This window comes from Micromonospora sp. CNZ303 (genome assembly GCF_004345505.1).
Genome location: NZ_SLVT01000003.1, coordinates 246,121 through 266,153, shown reverse-complemented (window position 1 = coordinate 266,153; position 20,033 = coordinate 246,121). Strand labels below are relative to the sequence as shown.

At 74.7% G+C, this 20,033-nt stretch carries 19 protein-coding genes and 1 riboswitch; of the genes, 5 read left to right on the top strand and 14 right to left on the bottom strand.

Annotated elements, in window-relative coordinates; genetic code table 11:
• Positions 1-68 precede the first annotated feature (68 nt).
• From pspM to EV374_RS07315, 7 genes are all read right to left on the bottom strand, one after another.
• On the bottom strand, positions 69-848 hold the full coding sequence (pspM, locus tag EV374_RS07345; protein WP_132232880.1) for a phage shock envelope stress response protein PspM: 780 nt from the start codon (positions 846-848) through the stop codon (positions 69-71).
• A 23-nt stretch (positions 849-871) separates the two neighbouring features.
• Complete coding sequence (locus tag EV374_RS07340) at positions 872-1,744, bottom strand: PspA/IM30 family protein (RefSeq protein WP_132232878.1); 873 nt, start codon at positions 1,742-1,744, stop codon at positions 872-874.
• A 206-nt stretch (positions 1,745-1,950) separates the two neighbouring features.
• Positions 1,951-2,385: a helix-turn-helix domain-containing protein gene (locus EV374_RS07335; RefSeq protein ID WP_132232876.1), complete on the bottom strand. Its 435-nt coding sequence runs from the start codon at positions 2,383-2,385 to the stop codon at positions 1,951-1,953.
• 144 nt (positions 2,386-2,529) lie between these two features.
• Complete coding sequence (locus EV374_RS07330) at positions 2,530-3,117, bottom strand: CinA family protein (protein ID WP_132232874.1); 588 nt, start codon at positions 3,115-3,117, stop codon at positions 2,530-2,532.
• A gap of 115 nt (positions 3,118-3,232) precedes the next feature.
• Complete coding sequence (pgsA, locus tag EV374_RS07325) at positions 3,233-3,826, bottom strand: CDP-diacylglycerol--glycerol-3-phosphate 3-phosphatidyltransferase (protein ID WP_207913946.1); 594 nt, start codon at positions 3,824-3,826, stop codon at positions 3,233-3,235.
• Between the two features lie 77 nt (positions 3,827-3,903).
• Positions 3,904-5,403 carry a 30S ribosomal protein S12 methylthiotransferase RimO gene (rimO, locus tag EV374_RS07320; RefSeq protein ID WP_132232872.1) on the bottom strand — a complete coding sequence of 500 codons (1,500 nt, stop codon included), beginning with the start codon at positions 5,401-5,403 and terminating at the stop codon, positions 3,904-3,906.
• A 74-nt stretch (positions 5,404-5,477) separates the two neighbouring features.
• Entirely contained in the window at positions 5,478-6,401 is a 924-nt protein-coding gene (locus EV374_RS07315) for an ornithine cyclodeaminase family protein (RefSeq protein ID WP_132232870.1), read from the bottom strand.
• 89 nt (positions 6,402-6,490) lie between these two features.
• Positions 6,491-6,556: riboswitch (guanidine-III (ykkC-III) riboswitch) on the top strand.
• 64 nt (positions 6,557-6,620) lie between these two features.
• Here EV374_RS07315 and EV374_RS07310 point away from each other — a divergent pair.
• Both EV374_RS07310 and EV374_RS07305 read left to right on the top strand, forming a co-directional pair.
• Complete coding sequence (locus tag EV374_RS07310; RefSeq protein WP_132232868.1) at positions 6,621-6,935, top strand: DMT family transporter; 315 nt, start codon at positions 6,621-6,623, stop codon at positions 6,933-6,935.
• A 90-nt stretch (positions 6,936-7,025) separates the two neighbouring features.
• Positions 7,026-7,271: a hypothetical protein gene (locus EV374_RS07305; protein ID WP_132232866.1), complete on the top strand. Its 246-nt coding sequence runs from the start codon at positions 7,026-7,028 to the stop codon at positions 7,269-7,271.
• A gap of 119 nt (positions 7,272-7,390) precedes the next feature.
• Here EV374_RS07305 and EV374_RS07300 read toward each other — a convergent pair whose 3' ends face one another.
• Complete coding sequence (locus tag EV374_RS07300; protein WP_132232864.1) at positions 7,391-9,841, bottom strand: FtsK/SpoIIIE family DNA translocase; 2,451 nt, start codon at positions 9,839-9,841, stop codon at positions 7,391-7,393.
• A 114-nt stretch (positions 9,842-9,955) separates the two neighbouring features.
• Between EV374_RS07300 and EV374_RS07295 the strand changes: the two genes are divergently transcribed.
• Both EV374_RS07295 and EV374_RS07290 read left to right on the top strand, forming a co-directional pair.
• The gene (locus EV374_RS07295; protein WP_132232862.1) at positions 9,956-10,435 is read left to right on the top strand and encodes a YbjN domain-containing protein; all 480 of its coding nucleotides are present in this window, start codon (positions 9,956-9,958) and stop codon (positions 10,433-10,435) included.
• Positions 10,432-12,081 (top strand): type III secretion system chaperone family protein, encoded by a 1,650-nt coding sequence (locus tag EV374_RS07290; RefSeq protein WP_486485625.1) that lies wholly within the window; start codon positions 10,432-10,434, stop codon positions 12,079-12,081. The genes EV374_RS07295 and EV374_RS07290 overlap by 4 nt, the downstream gene beginning before the upstream one ends.
• A gap of 55 nt (positions 12,082-12,136) precedes the next feature.
• Here EV374_RS07290 and EV374_RS07285 read toward each other — a convergent pair whose 3' ends face one another.
• The 5 genes from EV374_RS07285 to EV374_RS07265 all read right to left on the bottom strand — a co-directional run bounded on the left by EV374_RS07285 (position 12,137) and on the right by EV374_RS07265 (position 18,181).
• The gene (locus tag EV374_RS07285; RefSeq protein WP_132232860.1) at positions 12,137-13,825 is read right to left on the bottom strand and encodes a ribonuclease J; all 1,689 of its coding nucleotides are present in this window, start codon (positions 13,823-13,825) and stop codon (positions 12,137-12,139) included.
• A 52-nt stretch (positions 13,826-13,877) separates the two neighbouring features.
• A complete protein-coding gene (dapA, locus tag EV374_RS07280; RefSeq protein WP_132232858.1) occupies positions 13,878-14,804 on the bottom strand; it encodes a 4-hydroxy-tetrahydrodipicolinate synthase in 927 nt (308 codons plus the stop codon).
• Positions 14,805-14,857: 53 nt separating this feature from the next.
• The gene (gene thyX / locus EV374_RS07275; protein ID WP_132233234.1) at positions 14,858-15,595 is read right to left on the bottom strand and encodes an FAD-dependent thymidylate synthase; all 738 of its coding nucleotides are present in this window, start codon (positions 15,593-15,595) and stop codon (positions 14,858-14,860) included.
• Positions 15,596-16,262: 667 nt separating this feature from the next.
• Complete coding sequence (locus tag EV374_RS33270) at positions 16,263-16,955, bottom strand: DUF2752 domain-containing protein (RefSeq protein WP_486485624.1); 693 nt, start codon at positions 16,953-16,955, stop codon at positions 16,263-16,265.
• The gene (locus EV374_RS07265) at positions 16,952-18,181 is read right to left on the bottom strand and encodes a DNA glycosylase AlkZ-like family protein (protein ID WP_132232856.1); all 1,230 of its coding nucleotides are present in this window, start codon (positions 18,179-18,181) and stop codon (positions 16,952-16,954) included. Before EV374_RS07265 ends, EV374_RS33270 begins: the two co-directional genes overlap by 4 nt.
• A 78-nt stretch (positions 18,182-18,259) precedes the next feature.
• Between EV374_RS07265 and EV374_RS07260 the strand changes: the two genes are divergently transcribed.
• Positions 18,260-18,811 carry a GNAT family N-acetyltransferase gene (locus tag EV374_RS07260; RefSeq protein WP_132232854.1) on the top strand — a complete coding sequence of 184 codons (552 nt, stop codon included), beginning with the start codon at positions 18,260-18,262 and terminating at the stop codon, positions 18,809-18,811.
• Here the strand turns inward: EV374_RS07260 and EV374_RS07255 are convergent.
• A complete protein-coding gene (locus EV374_RS07255) occupies positions 18,710-20,017 on the bottom strand; it encodes a glycosyltransferase 87 family protein (RefSeq protein ID WP_132232852.1) in 1,308 nt (435 codons plus the stop codon). The genes EV374_RS07260 and EV374_RS07255 overlap by 102 nt on opposite strands.
• Positions 20,018-20,033 lie beyond the last annotated feature (16 nt).

The window sequence follows — 20,033 nt, the reverse complement described above, 5'->3', positions numbered from 1 at the left end:
ACCCCGCCGGAGGGGCGGGGCACTCGGACCGCGCGAGGAGGAGCGGGGCCGAGGCGGGGCGGGGAGGGTCAGGGGGTGCGGAGGGGGGCGCCGACGCCGCGGAGTTCGGTCAGGGCCGTGGCGACGCCGTGCAGCAGGTCGGTCGCCTCGGTGAGCCGGGAGGCGGCCGGGTGCGCGGCGTCGGGGTGGGCTTCCCCGGCGACATAGCCGGCGGCGGCCACGACGAGCCGCTCGTACGCGGTGACGCCCTGCTCCAGCTGCGCGCTCAGGGCCCGGTGCGCCTCGGCGAGCGCCGGCCGGGACTCGGCCGGGGCGAGCCGCAGCGTGCGCTCGACGCTGGCCACCCGGTCGGCGAGGTCCCGCAGCGACCGGTCGGCCTCGGCGGCCTCCAGCACGGCCGGCGAGGCGAGCCCCGTGAGCCGGCCGGTCATCCCGGCGAGGGCCAGGGCGGCCCGGTCCAGCCGGGCCCACGGCTCGGCGGCGCTGGTGCCGCGCAGCGCCACCCGGGAGCGCACCCGGCGGACCTCGGCCAGCACGCCGGGGCCGACGGGGAGCCGCTCCACGGCGGCGACCAGCCTGGCGCGGGACCGGGCGGCGGCCTCGGCCGGGTCGAGCGCCGGCGGCGCCGGCTGGGCGGCCAGTGCCCGCAGGTCGATCCAGCGCCAGGCGGCGAGCACCAGCGCGCCGCCCGCCCCGGCCGCCCAGGCCGCGTCGGGCAGCCCCAGCCCGGCGTACGGGGTCAGCACGGCGGCGGCACCGCCCAGGCCGCCGGCCGTGACGCTCCACCGGCGCGCGGACCCCCGCAGCCGGCTCAGGCGCCGGAAGTACCGCGTGCGCTCGTCTGCCACTTCTGCCTCCTCGCCCCGGCCGCTCAGCCGGCGGCGGTGGTGTCCCCGGTGCCGCGCTCGCGGCCCATGCTGGCCCGGATCTCGTCCAGCCGGGCGGCGGCCGCCGGGTCGGCGGCCGGCGCGGCGGGCTGGGCCTGCTCCACACCCGGTCGTTCCTGCTTGGCGCCGAGCTGCTCGCCGGCCATGCTCGACCGGATCTGCTCCAGGCGCGACGAGCCGGCGGAGTCCAGGGTCGACTTCTGGATCTCCAGCATGCGGCCCTCGACGGAGTTGCCGGCCAGCTCGGCGCGGCCCATGGCCGTGGCGTAGCGCTGCTCGATGCGGTCACGCACCTCGTCGAGCGAGGGCGTGTTGGCGGGGGCGGTCAGCGACGACATCGACTCCAGCGAGCGGGCCACGCTCTCCTGCATCTTGGCCTGCTCCAGCTGGCTGAGCAGCTTGGTGCGCTCGGCGAGCTTCTGCTGGAGGATCATCGAGTTGTTCTCGACCGCCCGGCGGGCCTGGGCGGCGGCGCCGAGCGCCTGGTCGTGCAGGGTCTTGAGGTCCTCCGTGGCCTGCTCGGCCGAGACCAGCTGGGTGGCCAGGGTCTGCGCGGACTGCTCGTAGCGACCGGCCTCGGTCTCGTCGCCCCGGGCGCGGGCCTGGTCGGCGAGGACCAGTGCCTGGCGGGCGTTGGCCTGCAACCGCTCGACCTCGGACATCTGACGGGACAGCTTCATCTCCAGCTGCCGCTGGTTGCCGATCACGGCTGCGGCCTGCTGGACCAGCGCCTGGTGCTGGCGCTGGGCCTCCTCGATGGCCTGCTGGATCTGCACCTTCGGATCGGCGTGCTCGTCGATCCTGGCGCCGAAGAGCGCCATCAGGTACTTCCACCCCTTGACGAACGGGTTCGCCATCTTTGCGTTGTCCCCTCAGTAGCGTCGCTCCGCCTGGACCGCGCCAGGTGCTCCCGGCCGGCTCCGGCGCGGCAGTGGATCCATCGTCCCAGCCGGACGCCACCGGGGCATCCGTACCGGCGAGCGAAGCGAGCGCCGACGCCGTCCGCGATCAAGGGTACGCGGCGGCGTCGAGGCCGACCACGTGGCGAGGAAGAGGGGGTGGATCAGGCGGCGCAGACCACGTCGCGCTCGCTGCCCCGGACCCGGGAGCTGCGCAGGGTGGCCTTGAGCGGGGAGTCCTGGCGAACCTGGACGGCGACCGTGCCGTCCGAGCTGACCTGGTGCACGCCCCGGCCCGCGTTCCTGCGGACGGCGACGGGCGCGGCCGGCTCGTCCTGCACCGGCACCAGCACGCCGGGCATCTGCTCGGCGAGGGCGACGGTGTCGCTGACCTCACGCAGCAGCTCGGACAGGCGCGCACCGAGGGCGTCGCAGATCGCGGCCAGCAGCTCGCTGGAGGGCTCCTTCTGGCCGCGTTCGATCTCGGAGAGGTAGCCGAGGCTGACGTTGGCGGCGGAGGAGACCTCGCGCAGGGTGCGGTGCTGCCCCTGCCGGCGCGCCCGCAGTGCGTCACCGATCACGCGGCGTAGCAGGACCATTCGCACCTCCCCCTGAGGGACACCACTCTTCCAGGCGGCCCGTCCGGCACGTCGAGCCGGACCGGTCGTCGGAGCCTTCCCGCAACCGTACCCGTTGCGGGCCCCCACGACATCCCACCCCGCCCCTCGGATCCTGGAAGGCCGTCAGCGGCGACCCGCGCCGGCCGCGTCGGTCCGCCCGCCGTCGGCCCCGGCCGACCGGCCGTCGGACGCCGCCGCCCCGGCGGCGTCGGTCTGGTGGATCCGCGCGGCGAGCAGCCGCAACGCCTCGACGACCGCGGCCGAGCGGACGTGGTCGCGACCGCCGTCCAGGTCAAGCTGCCGGACGTCGGTGCCGGACGGCCCGGCCACGGCGACGTAGACCAGCCCGACCGGCTTGCCGTCCTGCGGTTCGGGACCGGCCACCCCGGTGGTGGCCAGGCCCCAGTCGGCCCCGCAGCGGCGCCGTCCGCCCTCGGCGAGGGCCACCGCCACGTCCGGGTCGACCGGTCCCCGGTCGGCCAGCAGATCCTCGGGTACGTCGGCGAGCAGCGACTTGAGCTCGGTGGCGTAGACCACCAGGCCGCCCCGGTAGATCCCGCTCACCCCGGCGATCTCCACGATCGAGGCGGCCAGCAGGCCGCCCGTGAGCGACTCGACGGTGGCCAGGGTCTCGTGCCGTTCCGAGAGGCTGTGCACCACGCCGGCCGCCGGGCTTCCGGCCGGCCGCGTTCCGTCAGCGTCACTGTCCATGTCCCAGATCCTTTCCCCGCCCCGCTGGCCCTACTCATCCTTCCCGACGGGCGCGGGGCCGGGCGGGAGAGGTGCGGGGCCGGGCGGGAGAGGGGCGGCCGGTACGGGTACCGGGTCAGGCGGCGGGGCGGCGCAGCCGGAGGGCCTGCGCGACGTAGTCGAAGCCGGTGACCACCGTGACGCCGACCGCGGCGGCCATGATCCACGGGCCGACGGCGGCGAGCACGGCCGGCATGGGCCACAAGTACCACGTGATGGCCAGGATCTGGAGCGCAGTCTTGATCTTGCCGCCCCGGCTGGCCGCGATCACGCCGTGGCGGATCACCCAGAAGCGCAGCGCGGTGATGCCCAGCTCGCGGACGAGGATCACGGCGGTCACCCACCAGGGCAGCTGGTCGTACCAGGAGAGCAGCAGCAGCGCCGCACCGGTGAGCGCCTTGTCGGCGATCGGGTCGGCGACCTTGCCCACCGAGGTGACCAGGGCGAACCGGCGGGCGATCCAGCCGTCCACGAGGTCGGTCGCCGAGGCGACGGCGAAGATCAGGCAGGCGACCATCCGCCAGCCGGCGTGGTCCATGGCGGAGGCGACCACGGACGCCGCGAAGACCGGCACCAGGACCAGCCGCAGCGCGGTGAGCGCGTTGGCCGCGTTCATCACCGGTACGCCGGCCACCACCGGCGCGGGCGTCGATTCCGTCGCCCCGGTCACCGCCGCGCCCCGCTCCGGCGGCCGTGGCGTACCTGGCACCCCACCACGTGGCTCCCCCGCTCCGTCCGGGCCCGCCGTCACCGTGTTGCGCCGGGCGCCGCCGAGATCATCTCATCCGGGACCGCCACCAGGTCCACTCCCTCGGTGCTGGTCACCGTCGCCCGCACCAGGTCGCCGGGGCGCAGCGCGGCCAGGTCCACCCCGCCGTCGGCCGGGGCGACGAGGGTGGTCGAGCCGTCGACCTCGGGGGCCTGGTGGGCCGCCCGCCCCTCGACCACGCCGTCGTCGACCGAGTCGACCAGCACCTCGACCGTGGAGCCCAGGCGTTCCTCGGCGCGCTGCGAGCAGAGTTCGTCGGCGAGCGCGCTGAGCTTGTCGTAGCGACGCTTGACCGTGGCGGCGGAGACCTTGCCGGGCAGCCCGGCGGCCTCGGTGCCGTCCTCGTCGCTGTAGTCGAACACGCCGATCGCGTCGAGCCGGGCCTCGGTCAGGAACCGGACCAGCTCCTGGTAGTCGCCGCGGGTCTCGCCGGGGAAGCCGACGATGAAGTTGCTCCGCGCGCCCGCGCCCGGGGCCAGCGCGCGGGCGCTCGCCAGCAGCTCCAGGAACCGCTCGGTGGAGCCGAAACGGCGCATCCGGCGCAGCACCGGCTCGCTGGAGTGCTGGAACGACAGGTCGAAGTAGGGCGCCACGCCGGGCGTGGTAGCGATCGCCTCGACCAGGCCGGGCCGGGTCTCGGCGGGCTGGAGGTAGCTCGCCCGCACCCGGACGATGCCGTCGATCGCGGCGAGCTGGGGCAGCAGCTTCTCCAGCGCCCGGGGGTCGCCCAGGTCCTTGCCGTAGGAGGTGGAGTTCTCGCTGACCAGCACCAGCTCGCGGACGCCGGTCTTGGCCAGCCACTCCGCCTCGGCGAGCAGCTCGTCCGGCGTACGGGAGACGAAGGCGCCGCGGAAGGCGGGGATGGCGCAGAACGCGCAGCGCCGGTCGCAGCCGCTGGCCAGCTTGAGCGAGGCGACCGGGCCGGTGTCGAGCCGGTGGCGCAGCACCTGGCGCAGGTGGGCCGGGGTGTGCTCGTCGGTCTCGGTGACGCCCCGGACCGGGGTGCCGTGGCCGGGCAGCGACACCCCGCTGTCCCGCCGGGAGACGGGGGTGAGGGGCAGCAGCTCGCGCCGGTCACGCGGGGTGTGCGCGCCGATCCGCTCGCCGGCCACCACCGCGTCCAGCCGGGCGGCGATGTCCGGGTAGTCGTCGAAGCTCAGCACCGCCTGCGCCTCGGGGAGGCTGTCGGCCAGCTCGCGGCCGTACCGCTCGGCCATGCAGCCGGCGGCGACCACCTTGGCGCCGGTGTCGGCGGCGGCCAGCAGGGTCTGGATGGAGTCCTGCTTCGCCTTCTCCACGAAGCCGCACGTGTTGACGACCACCACGTCGGCGCCCTCGCCGTCGGTGGTGACCTGCCAGCCGTCGGCGTGCAGCCGGGCGGCCAACTCCTCCGAGTCGACCTCGTTGCGGGCACAGCCCAGGGTCAGCAGGGCGACACGGCGGCCGTCGGCGGGGGAAGGGGAGGTGGCAGACACCATCCGAGGGTACCGGGCGGGTGGCCGGCGGCCGCCAACGGCGGGCCGCCCGCACGCTCCCGGCGGCCGCGACCCGCTCAGACCGTCGCCGCGCCCACCCCGACCAGCCGGTCGAGCAGGAAGACCTCCGTGCCGGCCAGGCCGGTCGAGCAGAAGACCGAGACCTGGTCCGCGCCGGTCCGGCCGGGGGCGGCACCGGCCAGCACCGCGCCCAGGTCGCGCAACCGCCCGGCGTACGCGGGCAGCGCCGCCAGCATCGGCGGGTCGTACGCGGCCGCCTGCGCCGGCGAGTCGGTGACCAGCAGGTCGGCGGCGTCCAGCAGGTCGGTGCCGAACTCGTGCCGGTCGACCTGTTTGAAGCCGACCGCGTTGACGTGCGTGCCGGGGGCCAGGTCGGCGGCGTCGAGCACGGGGCCGACGGCGGTGGTGGCGAGCACCACGACGTCCCGGTCCCGGACGGCGGCCCGCGCCGAGTCCACCGCCCGCGCCGGCACGCCCAACTCGGCGCGGACCCGGGCGGCGAACGACTCCCGCCGGGCGACGGAGCGGCTGTGCACGGTGACCTCGCACAGCGGGCGGACAGCGGCGGCGGCCCAGACCTGGGTCCATGCCTGCCCGCCGGAGCCGATCACGCCCAGGGTGGCGGCGTCCGGCCGGGCCAGGGCGTCCACGGCGACCCCGCCGAGCCCGCCGGTACGCCGGGAGCCCAGCTCCGCCCCGACCGCCAGCGCCCGGACCGCCCCGGTGCGTCCGTCGTGCAGCACGACCACCTGCTCGTTCCCCGGGTGCCCGAACGTGTCGTACGAGCGGTAGCCGTACCAGTCGCCGGTGAGGTGGCCGGCGGTGAGCACCATCCGTCCCCCGCCCAGCGGCGCGGCGGCCCGGGGCGGGGCCACCAGGCGGCCGGCGTACGCGGCGAGCAGGGCGTCCCGCATCGCGGCGACCGTGGTGGGGGCGTCCAGCGCGGCGGCGACCTCGGGATCGGAGAAGAGCAGCGGCATACCCCGATACTGCAAGTTGAAGCGAGGTTCACGTCAACCCGTGGTGGCCCGGCTCACCCCGGAAGCCGCCCGGCCGGTGCTACCGTCGGTCGTGGCGGCCCCAGGTCGCCCCGGACGAGTGGTGGGCGTACCCGGTCAGGCCAAGACGCCCCGCGTGTGTGTACCGAACCCACTCCTCCCGGCCCGCTGGTCCGGGCGCCTACGCAGAGGTGATCTTCCATGGCCTGGATCGTGCTGGTGGTCTCCGGACTTCTCGAGACCGCGTGGGCGATCGCCCTCGACCGCAGCGCCGGCTTCACCCGGCTCGTCCCGTCGCTGGTCTTCGTGGTGACCCTGGTGCTCAGCATGGCCGGCCTGGCGTACGCGCTGCGCGAGATCCCGGTCGGCACCGGCTACGTCGTCTGGGTCGGCATCGGGGCGGTCGGCACCGCCCTGGTCGGGATGCTCGCGCTGAACGAGCCGGCCAGCCTGCCCCGGATAGCCTGCCTGCTGCTGGTGGTCGCCGGCGTCGTCGGCCTGAAGGTCTTCCACTGACCGGCGTCCACAGGGGCGAGGCGTGCCGGACGACCACAGTGGGTAGAGCTGTGCCTGGCACCGGAAAGGCTCTCACCCACGGAGGCAGACATGACCAACATGCACTCGACCGCCCGCCCGCGCACCAACGCCGCCCGCATCTGCACCATCGTGGGCTTCGTGTTCGCGGTCCTCGCGCTCCTGCTCAACCCGCTCATCTTCGGCGTGATCGGGCTGGTCCTGGGCATCGTCGGCGCCGTGCTCGGTGACAAGCCGCTCGGCTGGTACGCCGCCGCCGCCAACGTGGCCGCCATCGTGGTCAGCCTGCTGATCATCAACGCGCTCGTCAACAACTGACCCCCCGCTCCCCCGGGCGAAGACCGGGCCCGCCGGCGTGCCGGCGGGCCCGTCGCGTGTCTGGCCGGCGGCCGTCGCGTGTCTGGCCGGCGGGCGCGGCCCGTCTGTGGCCGGCGGGCCTAGTCCTCGCCGCCGCGCAGGCCGACCAGGACCTCCTCCAGCTCGTCCGGCTTGACCAGCACGTCCCGGGCCTTGGACCCCTCCGACGGGCCGACCACGCCCCGGGTCTCCATGAGGTCCATCAGCCGCCCGGCCTTGGCGAAGCCGACCCGCAGCTTGCGCTGGAGCATCGAGGTCGAGCCGAACTGCGAGGTGACCACCAGCTCGACCGCCTGCACCAGCAGGTCGAGGTCGTCGCCGATCTCCTCGTCGATCTTCTTCTTGCCGGCGTCCGGCGCGACGAGCACGTCCGGGCGGAACTCCGGCTCGCGCTGGTCCTTGCAGAACTTCACCACGTCGGCGATCTCGCGCTCGGTCACCCAGGCGCCCTGGATCCGGATCGGCTTCGAGGCGCCCATCGGCAGGAACAGGCCGTCGCCGCGGCCCAGCAGCTTCTCCGCGCCCGGCTGGTCGAGGATGACCCGCGAGTCGGCCAGCGAGGAGGTGGCGAACGCCAGGCGGGACGGCACGTTGGCCTTGATCAGGCCGGTGACCACGTCGACCGACGGGCGTTGGGTGGCCAGCACCAGGTGGATGCCGGCCGCGCGGGCGAGCTGGGTGATCCGGACGACCGAGTCCTCCACGTCGCGCGGGGCGACCATCATCAGGTCGGCCAACTCGTCCACGATCACCAGCAGGTATGGGTACGGACGCATCTCCCGCTCGCTGCCCGGCGGCGCCTTGATCTCGCCGTTGCGCACCTTGCGGTTGAAGTCGTCGATGTGCCTGACCCCGTTGGCGGCGAGGTCGTCGTAGCGCATGTCCATCTCGCGGACGACCCACTCCAGCGAGTCGGCCGCCTTCTTCGCGTTGGTCACGATCGGGGTGACCAGGTGCGGGATGCCCTCGTAGCCCGTCATCTCGACCCGCTTCGGGTCGATCAGCAGCAGCCGTACCTCGTCCGGCGTGGCCCGGGTGAGGATGGACACCAGCAGCGAGTTCAGGCAGGACGACTTGCCCGCGCCGGTCGCGCCGGCGATCAGGATGTGCGGCATCTTGGCGAGGTTGGCCACCACGTAGCCGCCCTCGATGTCCTTGCCGAGCGCCACCACCATCGGGTGGTGGTCGCTGGTGGCGGCCCGCGACCGCAGCACGTCGCCGAGCGCCACGTTCTCCGGGTCGGTGTTCGGGATCTCCACCCCGACCGCGCTCTTGCCCGGGATCGGGCTGAGGATCCGCACGTCCGGGGACTTCACCGCGTACGCGATGTTGCGGGAGAGCTGGGTGATCCGCTCGACCTTGACGCCCGGGCCCAGCTCCACCTCGTAGCGGGTGACGGTCGGCCCGCGGGTGAACCCGGTGACGGCCGCGTCCACCCCGAACTGCTCGAAGACGCCGGTGAGCGCGACGATCACCTCGTCGTTGGCCTTGCTCCGGGACTTCGGGGCCGCGCCGCTGCCGAGGATGTTCGCCGGCGGCAGCGTGTAGTCGCCCGCCAGCCCGGTCAGCGCGAGCTGCTCGGCCCGCGTCGGGGCGGGCGAGTGCTCCGGCGGCTCCGCCGGCTTGCGGGTGGCCGGCACCCGGCCCGGGGGCTTGCGGGGCAGCACCAGGGTCTCCTGGAGGTCCACCCCGTCGAGGTCGTCGTCGAACTCCGCCGGGTCGGGCGGCGGCGGGGCCGCCCGCTTCGCCGCACGCTTGCGGGGCGCCGGCCGGGCGGACGCCTCGTCCGTCTCCTCCTCCACCACCGGCGGGGCGATCCGGGTGCCGAACAGCAGGCCGAGCCGCTCCGGGACCTTGTTGATCGGGGTCGCGGTGACCACCAGCAGGCCGAAGACCAGCAGCAGGATCAGCAGCGGCACGGCCACCCAGGCGGTGACCGCCCGCTCCATCAGGCTGCCGACGCCGGCGCCGACCAGGCCGCCGGCGAAGTCGCGCTGGCCCGCGTCGGCCGGGTCCTGTCCGATGTGCAGCATCGCGGCGGTGGCGACCAGCATCGAGGTCCAGCCGACCAGGCCCCGGCCGCGGTGCTCGGGATCGACGGGCTCGCGCATGAGCCGCCAGGCGCCGATCATCAGCAGCACCGGCACCACGACCGAGATCGCCCCGAGGAAGAGCCGGAAGGTGTCGGCCAGCCGCGCGCCCACCGGGCCGGCGCCGGAGAACCAGAGGGCCACCGCGCTGAGCAGGGCGAGGCCGAAGACCAGCAGGCCCGCGCCGTCGCGGCGCTGCTCCGGGTCGAGCCCCCGGGCGGAGCCGGCCTGCCGGAACGCCCAGCCGAGGCCGTGCGCCATCCCCATCCACAGTGCGCGGACCGCCTGCCCGACCATCGGACCCGGGCCGGATCGGGCCGCCGGCCGCCGCCGGGCCGCCGCGCGGGCGGTCTTCTTCGCCGGCTGACGGGCACGACTGTTCGTGGTGCCACGCGGCGACGCGCCGCGCCGCCGGCTCGCCTGAGAGGTACGGCCCGCCATAGCATCAACCTAATGGCGTGACCCGGCAGATCGCCGCCTTTCCGGGTCGTGTCCGCGTGTCGCAGCGCGGGCCCCGCCGCGTCACGTGATATCTGCCTCAGAAGGGTTGCCCCCATGGCGTCGCCGGGAACCGAGGACGGTCGGGACGGCCACCTGGCCGGGCACCCGGGGGCGCTGGAACCGCTGACCGGCGAGCTGATCGCCGCCGTGCTGCACAGCCGGGGATACCGCGTCCAGGCCGACGCCGACGGCGACCTGGTCGGCCGCTGGGACGACAGCCTGATCTGGTTCCTGCGCCCCGGCGCCAACGGCGAGCTGCTCCAGGTCCGCACCCTGACCGCGCCGGCGTTCCCCATCGAGTACGTGCCGGCGCTGCACGCCTTCTGCAACGCGTGGAACCACGACCGGCTCTGGCCGAAGGCCTTCGTGCACGTCGAGGACGACGGGCGGGCCCGGATCTGCGGCGAGGTCATCACCGACCTGGAACGCGGCGTCACCGCGCACCAGCTCGACCAGCTGCTCGACTGCGGCATCGCCACCGGCTGCCAGCTCGCCACCGAGGTGGCCCGGCTGCCCGGCGGGGTGGTGGCGTGACGGGCCGCGGCGGGGACCTGGCCGGTCGCGGCCTCGACCCGTTCGGGCTGCCCGGCTGGTGGAGCGGGCTGCGGCGCGGAGGCCGGGGGCCCGACCCCGCGCTGGCCGGAGCGCTCGCCGACGCCCGCGACACCCCCGACGGCGAGGCCCGCAGCACCGAACTGGAACGCATCGCCGCGCACGCCGACGCCACAGGCGACGACCGGACGGCGCTGGCGGCCCGGTTCGCGCTCATCGAGGCGTACCTCCTGCACGGGCAGCGGTGGCGGCTGGTCGAGCCGGTGCGCCGCTGCCTCGCCACGGTGGAGCGCCGCCCCGACCTGCTGGCCGAAGACCAGGCCGAGCCGCTGCGGCGCTACCGGCGGTACGCGGTCGAGGCCCTGCTCGGCTCGCCCCGGGTCGGGCTGGACCAGGCCCGGGCCATGCTGGACGACCTCGCCGCGCGCGCAGCCGACGACCCGGCGGTGGTCGCCGAGCTGCGCTGCCGCATCGCCGACCACCTCGGCGACGAGCCCACCGCCCGGCGGTGGTACGACCGCTGGTCGACGGCCGGTCCGGGGCCGGTCGGCGGCTGCCCGGACTGCACGGCGGCCCGACGGGCGGAACTGCTCGCCGGCTGGGGCGACCACCCGGCCGCGCTGGCCGCCCTGCCGGACTCCCCGCACGGCGGCGTCGACTGCACCGAGCAGCCGGAGCGGACGCTGGTCGCCGGGCTGCTGTCCTGGCTGCGGGCCGGCCAGCCGGAGCGGGCGGCCGAGGCGCACGTGCGGGCCTACCGGCGGCACCGGCGGGAGCGGGCCGCCTTCCCGCTGGTCGCCACGCACCTGCGGTGGTGCGCGCTGGCCGGGCACCCCGCCCGGGGCGTCGACGTCCTGGCCGAGCAGCTGCCCCGGCTGGACCGGCCGCACGACGACCTGTCCGCGATGGAGTTCGCCGCCGCCGGTGCGCTGGTCTGCGCCCTCGCCGTCGAGGCGGGGCTCGGCGGGCGGACGGTGCACCGCCCGGCGTACGGGGTGCGGCCGGCCGCCGAGCTCGACGTGGCCACGCTGGGCGCCACCCTGCTCGGGGTGGCCACCGCGCTGGCCGGCAGCTTCGACGCCCGCAACGGCACCGGCCACCAGTCCGGCCGGATCGCGTCCTGGCTGGCCGAACGGCCGGCCGCCGCACCGGTGCCCCTGCCGCCCGACGACGACGCGGACGACGACGCCGACGACCCACCCGACGACGTCCTGCCGGACGAGGAGCCGCGCCCGCTGAGCCTGGCGATGATCACCGCCGAGCTGGACCGGCGCGGGGACCGGTACGCGGTGGACGACCATGGCGCCGTCACGGGGCGGTGGGGCGAGGCGCTGATCCAGTTCCGGCGCGCCGGCGAGCGGGGCGAGATCCTCCAGGCCCGGTCCGTGGCGAACCGCCGGCTGCCGGCCGACCGGCTCGCGGAGGCGTACGCCTTCTGCAACGCCTGGAACCACGACCGGCTGCTGCCGAAGGCGTACGTGCACGAGCGGGAGGGCGAGCTGCTGCTGGCCGGTCACGTCGCCACCGACCTGGCGCACGGGGTGGCCCCGGCCCAGCTCTCGGTCCTGCTCGACGCGGCCGTGGACACCGGCGTCGCGTACGCCGAGGCGGTCGCCGCCCTGCCCTGAGCCGACGACGCCCGCCGGCACACGGGGTGCGGGCGGGCGTCGCGGCGGCGCGGGGTCAGACCTCGACGACGGTGGGGACGATCATGGGCCGACGGCGGTACGCGTCGTTCACCCACCGCCCCACGGTGCGCCGGACGATCTGCTGGAGCTGGTGCGGATCGGTGATGCCGTCGGAGGCCGCCCGGTTCAGGGCCTCGGTGACCAGCGGGATCACCGGGCTGAACGCCTCCGGGTCCTCGGAGAAGCCCTTCGCCGACAGGGTGGGGCCGCCCACCACCTTGCCGGTCACCGAGTCGACCACCACGGTGGTGGCGATGAACCCGCCGTCGCCGAGGATCCGGCGCTCCGTGAGCAGCGACTCGCTGACGTCGCCGACGGCGAGGCCGTCGACGTAGACGTAGCGGCTCTTCACGTGCCCGACCAGGCTGGCCCGGCCCTCGACGAGGTCGACGACGTCGCCGTCCTCGCAGAGCACCACCCGGTCGGGGGCGACGCCGGACTCGATGCCGAGGCGGGCGTGCGCGCGCAGGTGCCGCCACTCGCCGTGCACCGGCATCAGGTTGCTGGGCCGGACCACGTTGAGCAGGTAGAGCAGCTCGCCGGCGGGGGCGTGGCCGGAGACGTGCACCTTGGCCACGTCCTTGTGCACCACCACGGCGCCGGCCCGGGCCAGCCGGTTGATCACCCGGTAGACCGAGGTCTCGTTGCCGGGCACCAGCGACGAGGCGAGCACCACGGTGTCGCCGGGGGCGATGGTGATGTGCCGGTGGTCGCCGCTGGCCATCCGGCCCAGGGCGCTCATCGGCTCGCCCTGCGAACCGGTGGACATCAGCACGATCTGCTCGGGCGGCATGTTCGTCGCCTCTTCCAGCCCGACGACCAGCCCGGACGGGATGTTGAGCAGCCCCAGGTCGCGCGCGATGCCCATGTTGCGGACCATGGACCGGCCGATGAGGGCGACCTTGCGGCCGTGCTCGGCGGCGGAGTCGAACACCTGCTGCACCCGGTGCACGTGCGAGGCGAAGGACGCGACGATGATCCGCCCCTTGGCCTTCGCGAAGATCGAGTCGAGCACCGGCCCGATCTCCCGCTCGGGGGTGACGAAGCCGGGGATCTCCGCGTTGGTGGAGTCCGAGAGCAGCAGGTCCACGCCCTCGGCGCCGAGCCGGGCGAACCCGGCCAGGTCGGTGATCCGGCCGTCCAGCGGGAGCTGGTCCATCTTGAAGTCGCCGGTGTGCAGCACCAGGCCGGCCGGCGTGCGGATGGCGACCGCGAGCGCGTCGGGGATCGAGTGGTTGACCGCGAAGAACTCGCACTCGAACGGGCCGAGCCGCTCCCGGCCGCCCTCCCGAACGGTCAGCGTGTAGGGCTGGATCCGCCGCTCGGCGAGCTTCGCCTCGACCAGGGCGAGAGTGAACTGGGAGCCGACCAGCGGGATGTCGGGCTTGTGCGCGAGCAGGTAGGGCACCGCGCCGATGTGGTCCTCGTGGCCGTGCGTCAGCACGATCGCCTGGACGTCGTCGAGCCGGTCCAGGATCGGACCGAAGTCGGGCAGGATCAGGTCGACCCCGGGCTGCTCCACGTCGGGGAAGAGCACCCCGCAGTCGACCACCAGCAGCTTGCCGTCGTACTCGAAGACGGTCATGTTGCGACCGATGGCGCCGAGCCCGCCGAGCGGGATGATCCGCAGCCCACCCTCCGGCAGCGGCGGGGGCAGTTCCGTCTCGAAGTGCGCCTCGGTCACGCGTCCACCTCATTCTGCGACGCCGTCACTCGGCGTCCGTCGTGTCGTTCGGTCATTCGGGCAGTTCCAGGCCCGCCGCCGCGCTGTCCGCGCGGAGCTGGGCGATCTCGTCGTCGGTGGCGTCGACCAGCGGCGAACGCACCGGCCCGGCGGGCTTCCCGGCGGCCGCCAGGCCCGCCTTCACCAGGATCACGCCCTGGGTACGGAAGATGCCGGTGAACAGCGGCAGCAGCCGCCGGTGCAGGCTCAGCGCGGTGGCGGTGTCCCCCGCGTCGTACGCCTCGATCATCTGCTTGGTGAGCGCGCCGGTGAAGTGGGTCGACGTGCCGACCACGCCCACGCCACCCACGGCCAGCGCGGGCAGGGTGAGGGCGTCCTCGCCGCTGTAGAAGGCGAGGTTCGTCCGGCTGGTGACCCAGCTCGTGGCGGTCAGGTCGCCCTTGGCGTCCTTCACCGCGACGATCCGGGCGTGTTCGGCCAGGCGCACCATCGTCTCGGTGTCGATCGGCACGCCCGCCCGGTGCGGGATGTCGTAGAGCATCACCGGCAGCCCGGTGGCGTCCGCCACGGCGGTGAAGTGCCGCAGCAGGCCGCTCTGCGGCGGCTTGTTGTAGTAGGGCGTGACCACGAGCAGGCCGTGCGCGCCCGCCTTCTCGGCGGCCGTGGAGAGCTCGATGGTGTGCCGGGTGTCGTTGGTGCCGACCCCGGCCACGACCCTGGCGCCGTCACCGACGGCCTCCACCACGGCCCGGATCAGCTGTTCCTTCTCGGCCTCGGTGGTGGTCGGCGACTCGCCGGTGGTGCCGTTGACCACCAGCGCGTCGTTGCCCTGCTCGTCGACCAGGTAGCTGGCGAGCCGCGCGGCGCCGTCGAGGTCGAGCGAGCCGTCGGCGGTGAACGGGGTCACCATGGCCGTGAGCACTCGCCCGAAGGGGCGGGACACCGCTCGGGCGGGCGTGTCAGGGTGGTCGTGCGTCATGCCACCAACCTAGCGGACGACCACCGGCGCCCCGCCGGGGAAGCCCTCAGGACTCACTCGGCGTGCGGGCTCGCCGCGACCTCGGTGCCATCGGGCAGGGCCGAGATGACGAAGTCGGCGAAGACGTTCGGGGCGACGCCCTGGAGCTGCCGCAGGCACTCCACCGCCAGCTCGCGGATCTCCACGTCGGCGTGCTCCGTCGCGCGCATGGCGATGAAGTGCCGCCAGGCCCGGTAGTTGCCGGTGACCACGATGCGCGTCTCGGTGGCGTTGGGCAGCACGGCGCGGGCCGCCTGCCGGGCCTGCTTGCGCCGCAGCGTGGCGTTCTCCACGTCGGCGAAGCGCCGCTCCAGCCCCTCCAGCAGCTCGTTGTACGCGCGCACGCTCGCCTCGGCCGCCTCCACGAACTTCTTGTGCAGCTCCGGGTCGTCGGCGATCACCAAGGGCTCGACCATGGCGGCGTCGCGCTCCGGCACGTACCGCTGGGAGAGCTGCGAGTACGAGAAGTGCCGGTGCCGGATCAGCTCGTGGGTGAACGAACGGGAGACCCCGCTGAAGTAGAAGCTGACCGAGCCGTGCTCCAGCACGCTAAGGTGACCGACCTCCAGGATGTGCGCGAGGTAGCCGGCGTTGGTGGCGGTGGCCGGGTTCGGCTTCTTCCAGCTCTGGTAGCAGGCCCGACCGGCGAACTCCGCGAGCGCCTGGCCGCCCTCGGCGTCGGTCGACCACGGCACGTCGTCGGGGGCCTCGAAGTGCGTCCACGCGACGAGCTTGACCTGGGGCTGCACCATCTCCGGCATTCCTGGGACTGTAGTGCCGTGGCCCCCGCCCGCCCAAGCCAGCCTCGCCCGAGTGCAACGTCGGTCACGAAACGACGCCGGTCGCCCGTGTTCCACCCGCCGCGTCGGCAGACGTGACCGGGCAGGACTGCGGCCAGCATCGGCACGAGGGCCATCGGACGTCACGCCGGGGACCGGCGGTCCGGGTGCGGAGCCGGGAGCCGGGGCTGAAGGGCGGCGGCCGACGGTCCGGGTGCGGGGCCGCGGGCGGGGCTCGGGGGCCGGTCCGACGCATCAGCTTTCGCACCCTGTCGAGCTGAATCGTCTACGACATCAGCGGGCGGCGACGTCCTCGGTTTGGCGGCCCGCCACCGTGCTCGGAGCTCAGCCGCGTCCCGCATCCGCCGGCGCGCTGGACGGCCCGTCGGTGTGTGCGTCGAGGCGAACGGGCTGCGGGAGTGTGATGTCGCATACGAGTCAGCTCGACAGGGCACGCGCACCGCCAGCCGGAGATCGAGGGGGTGGCCTCGGGGCACGGACTGACCCCGCCGCCGACCGTGCCGACCACCGAACTGCTCGCCGGCCGGCCCCTCGGCCCGGGCGCCCCCGGCCCCGCCCGACGCGACCGCAGCCCGGACGGCGCGCTCGCCGGCGGGCGCATCCGTCAGGCGTGGAGCGATCAGACGTAGAGGGAGGTGAAGGGTGCCCAGGGCAGGTTGCGCAGGATCGTGAAGGCCAGCCAGGCGGCCAGGAAGACGCCGATCGTCCGGGAGCTGATCCGCAGCTCGGGCAGCCGCCAGCCGAACGCCTGCCGGCCCGCCCACGCGACGAAGAGGTAGGCCAGGAAGGGCAGCGCGAAGACGAAGAGGAAGTGGTGCCGGGCGGCGGCCGGCAGGTCGGCGTGCAGCACGTACCAGAGCGCGCGGGTGCCGCCGCAGCCCGGGCAGTCCAGCCCCGTGGTGAGCTTGAGCAGGCAGCTCGGCGCGGCGTCGGGCGCCGAGCGGGTGGGGTCGCTGATCAGCGCGTAGCCGATGCCGGCGGCGACGCAGCCGAGCGCGGCCAGCGGCACCGCCCAGCGCGGGGAGCGCTCGTAGAGGCGGACGACGAAGCGGGTGAGCCGGTCCGGCTCGGCGACGGGGTAGGCCGCCGCCCCCGGATAGGGCGACCCTGGATAGGGCGCTCCGGGGTAGGGCTGATCCGGATGGGGCGAACCCGGGTGGGGCGGACAGGTCGAACCCGGGTGGGGCGGCGCCTGGTCCGTGGGCCGCCCGTCGGCCGGTGCGGCCGGGCCCGCCTGGGGCGGGGCGTCGAGCCCACCCGTCTGCGGATGCGGCGGGGAGGCCGGTCCGTCAACGCTCGTCACGTCGCTCACCGTACACCGGCCACGCCCGACAGCGCCGCGGCCAGCGGGACGGCCAGGTCGCCGGCGGCGGGCGGGGCCACCGCGTCGAGGCCCAGCCAGCCGGCGAGGCGGTGCAGCTCGGCGGCGAGCGCCAGCGCGGTCTCGCCCCGGTCGACGCCCGGCTCGGCCCAGGCGGCCGGCACCAGCAGCACGCCGGCCTTGCGGTCGGCCTTGAGGTCGACCCGGGCGGTGAAGCGCTCCCCCTGGAGGAAGGGCAGCACGTAGTAGCCGTACACCCGCTGCGGCGCCGGCACGTAGATCTCGATGCGGTAGCTGAAGTCGAAGAGCCGCTCGGTGCGGGCCCGCTCCCAGACCACGGGGTCGAACGGGCTGACCAGGGTGTTGCCGCGCACCCAGCGGGGCAGCCGCGCCCCGGCGTGCAGCCAGGCGGGCCGCTGCCAGCCCTGCACGGCGACCGGCAGCAGCTCGCCCGCCTCGACCAGCTCGGCGATGGCCTGCCGGGCTCCGGCCACCGGCAGCCGGAAGTAGTCGCGCAGCTCCGGCTCGGCGGCCACCCCGAGCGACCGCGCGGCGATGCCCACCAGTGCGCGGTGGGCCTCGGCTTCGGTCGGCGTGGGCGCGTCGAGCACGGCGGCCGGCAGCACCCGCTCCGGCAGGTCGTAGCGGCGGGCGAACGACGTGTTGCGCTCGGCGGCGGTCACCTCCCCCGCCCAGAACAGGAACTCCAGCGCCCGCTTCACCGCCGACCAGTTCCATCCCCAGTTGCCGGTCTCCCGGGGTGCGTCGTGCTCGATCTCGGCGGCCGTGAGGGGGCCCCGGGCCGCCACCTCGTCGCGGACCCAGGCGACCAGGTCGGGCTGCTCCTGGGCGATCCGCCGCATTCCGCCCCAGGACTCCGAGCGGGCCCGGGCCATCCGCCAGCGCAGCGCCGGATGCAGCCCGACGGGCACCAGCGACGCCTCGTGGCCCCAGTATTCGAACAGCTCCCGTGGGCGGCGGTAGGCGGCGTCGTCGAGCATGCTGGTCGGGTAGGGCCCGAGGCGGCTGTAGAGCGGCAGGTAGTGCGCCCGTTGCAGCACGTTGACCGAGTCCATCTGGATCAGCCCGACCCGGTCGAGCACCCGACGCAGGTGCCGGCGGGTGGGCACGCCCGTGGGCGCGGGGTCGGCGAAGCCCTGGGCGGCGAGCGCCACCCGACGTGCCTGGGCGAGCGAGAGCGATTCCGGTGCGGCCATCGTCGGGCACCCTAATCCACCGGTACGACACCGGTGCGGACGCTGGACCCGTCACCCGCCGGGGCATAGAACGGACGCATGCTCACGATCCGCCGCGAGGAGCCCGACGACGCCGAGGCGGTCGCCCGGGTGCACATCCACGGCTGGCAGGCCGGCTACGCCGGGATCATGCCCGAGGAGGTGCTGCGGCGGCTCAACGTCACGGCCTGGGCGCAGCGCCGCCGGGACCTCGGCACCGCCGACCCGGAGCACCCGTTCACCACCCTGCTCGCGGAGGTCGACGGGGCGCTGGCCGGGTTCACCACGTTCGGCCCGTACCGCAACAACCAGGACCGTGGCGACCTCGACGCCGCGCACGGCGAGGTGGTGGCGATGTACGTCGAGCCGACCCGCTGGGGCGACGGCACGGCGCGGGCGCTGCTGGCCGCGGCGCGCGACGGGCTGGTCGCCCGGGGCTGGTCGGACTACCGGCTCTGGGTCCTGGAGGCCAACCAACGGGCCCGCCGGTTCTACGAGCGGGCCGGGCTGTCACCGGATGGTGAGCGGTCGACCTATCCGGTGCCGCTGGCCGGCGGGCGCCCGCCGGTCGGGCTGGTCGAGCTGCGGTACGCCGGACGCCTCGACGGCTGACCCGGCGGGCCTCTCCCGGGGCCGGTCGACCGGGCCGGTGTCGCCCACCCGCCGGACCGGCAGGAACGCCAGCAGCGCCAGGCTGATCCAGACGTAGGTGTTGCTGCCGAGGAAGCCGTCGAGCCCGGTGAAGTCCTTCTCCCAGGCCCAGACGATCCGGCTGATCAGGAAGCCGTACCCGACGATCGCGGCGCCCAGCAGGACGCGGCGCCTGCGGCTGCCGGCGGGCGCGGCCATCCCGTTGTCGACCAGCAGGATCAGCGCGGGCAGCAGCCAGACCAGGTGGTGCACCCAGGTGACCGGGCTGACCAGGCACATCACCGCGCCCGTCAGCGCCAGGCCGGTCGCCTCGTCGCCGACGGCCACGGCGGCGCGGGACCGCCAGGCCCACAGCGCCAGCGTGGCGAGCACCAGCGCCAGCCAGGCCAGGGTGCTCGGGTGTTCCGGGTTGAGGCGGGCGACCACGCCGCGCAGCGACTGGTTGGAGACGAACGCCAGCTCACCCACCCGGCCGGTGTTCCACAGCGCCTCCGTCCAGAACTCCCGCGAGGCGTCGGGGAAGAGCGCGGCGGCCAGCAGGGTCACACCGGCCGCGGTGGCCATCGAGGTGACCGCGGCCCGCCAGCGGCGGGTGACCAGCAGGTAGACGATGAAGATGCCCGGGGTCAGCTTGATCGCGGTGGCCACCCCGATGCCCACGCCGGCCCACCGGTTGCCGGCCGGCAGCAGCCGCAGCAGGTCGATCGCGACCAGGAAGAGCAGCAGCATGTTGACCTGGCCGAAGTTGACCGTCTCGCGCATCGGCTCGTACGCGGCGGCCAGGCAGAGCGCCACGGCGAGGGCGAACCAGCGGGTCCAGCCGCAGCGGCGGGAGACCGGGTCGATCAGCCACCAGAACAGCACGGCGGTGACCACCACGCTGGCGGCCACGCTCACCGCGATCGCCGCCCACCACGGCAGGTACGCCATCGGCAGCATGACCAGGGCGGCGAAGGGCGGGTACGTGAAGCCGTACTGGGTGCCGGGCTTCAGGAAGTCGTAGATCTCCCCACCGTCGTGCACCCACCAGGTCAGCGCGCCGTAGTAGACCTTGAGGTCGAAGAAGCCGTGCCGGACGGCCGCGACGGACAGGAAGGCGGTCACCGCGAGGGCGAGCGCGACGACGCCGACGACCTGCTGGATCGTCCGTCGGGGACCCTGCGCCACCATCGCCTCCCTCGCC

Bases quoted from the DNA above. Each gene is read 5' to 3' on its own strand.
- dapA (WP_132232858.1), bottom strand. From the start codon at position 14,804: ATGACGCACGACCACCCTGACACGCCCGCCCGAGCGGTGTCCCGCCCC.
- EV374_RS07300 (WP_132232864.1), bottom strand. From the start codon at position 9,841: ATGGCGGGCCGTACCTCTCAGGCGAGCCGGCGGCGCGGCGCGTCGCCG.
- thyX (WP_132233234.1), bottom strand. From the start codon at position 15,595: ATGGTGCAGCCCCAGGTCAAGCTCGTCGCGTGGACGCACTTCGAGGCC.
- rimO (WP_132232872.1), bottom strand. From the start codon at position 5,403: ATGGTGTCTGCCACCTCCCCTTCCCCCGCCGACGGCCGCCGTGTCGCC.
- EV374_RS07335 (WP_132232876.1), bottom strand. From the start codon at position 2,385: ATGGTCCTGCTACGCCGCGTGATCGGTGACGCACTGCGGGCGCGCCGG.
- EV374_RS07260 (WP_132232854.1), top strand. From the start codon at position 18,260: ATGCTCACGATCCGCCGCGAGGAGCCCGACGACGCCGAGGCGGTCGCC.
- EV374_RS07305 (WP_132232866.1), top strand. From the start codon at position 7,026: ATGACCAACATGCACTCGACCGCCCGCCCGCGCACCAACGCCGCCCGC.
- EV374_RS07310 (WP_132232868.1), top strand. From the start codon at position 6,621: ATGGCCTGGATCGTGCTGGTGGTCTCCGGACTTCTCGAGACCGCGTGG.
- EV374_RS07330 (WP_132232874.1), bottom strand. From the start codon at position 3,117: ATGGACAGTGACGCTGACGGAACGCGGCCGGCCGGAAGCCCGGCGGCC.
- EV374_RS07295 (WP_132232862.1), top strand. From the start codon at position 9,956: ATGGCGTCGCCGGGAACCGAGGACGGTCGGGACGGCCACCTGGCCGGG.
- EV374_RS07265 (WP_132232856.1), bottom strand. From the start codon at position 18,181: ATGGCCGCACCGGAATCGCTCTCGCTCGCCCAGGCACGTCGGGTGGCG.
- EV374_RS07340 (WP_132232878.1), bottom strand. From the start codon at position 1,744: ATGGCGAACCCGTTCGTCAAGGGGTGGAAGTACCTGATGGCGCTCTTC.
- EV374_RS07315 (WP_132232870.1), bottom strand. From the start codon at position 6,401: ATGCCGCTGCTCTTCTCCGATCCCGAGGTCGCCGCCGCGCTGGACGCC.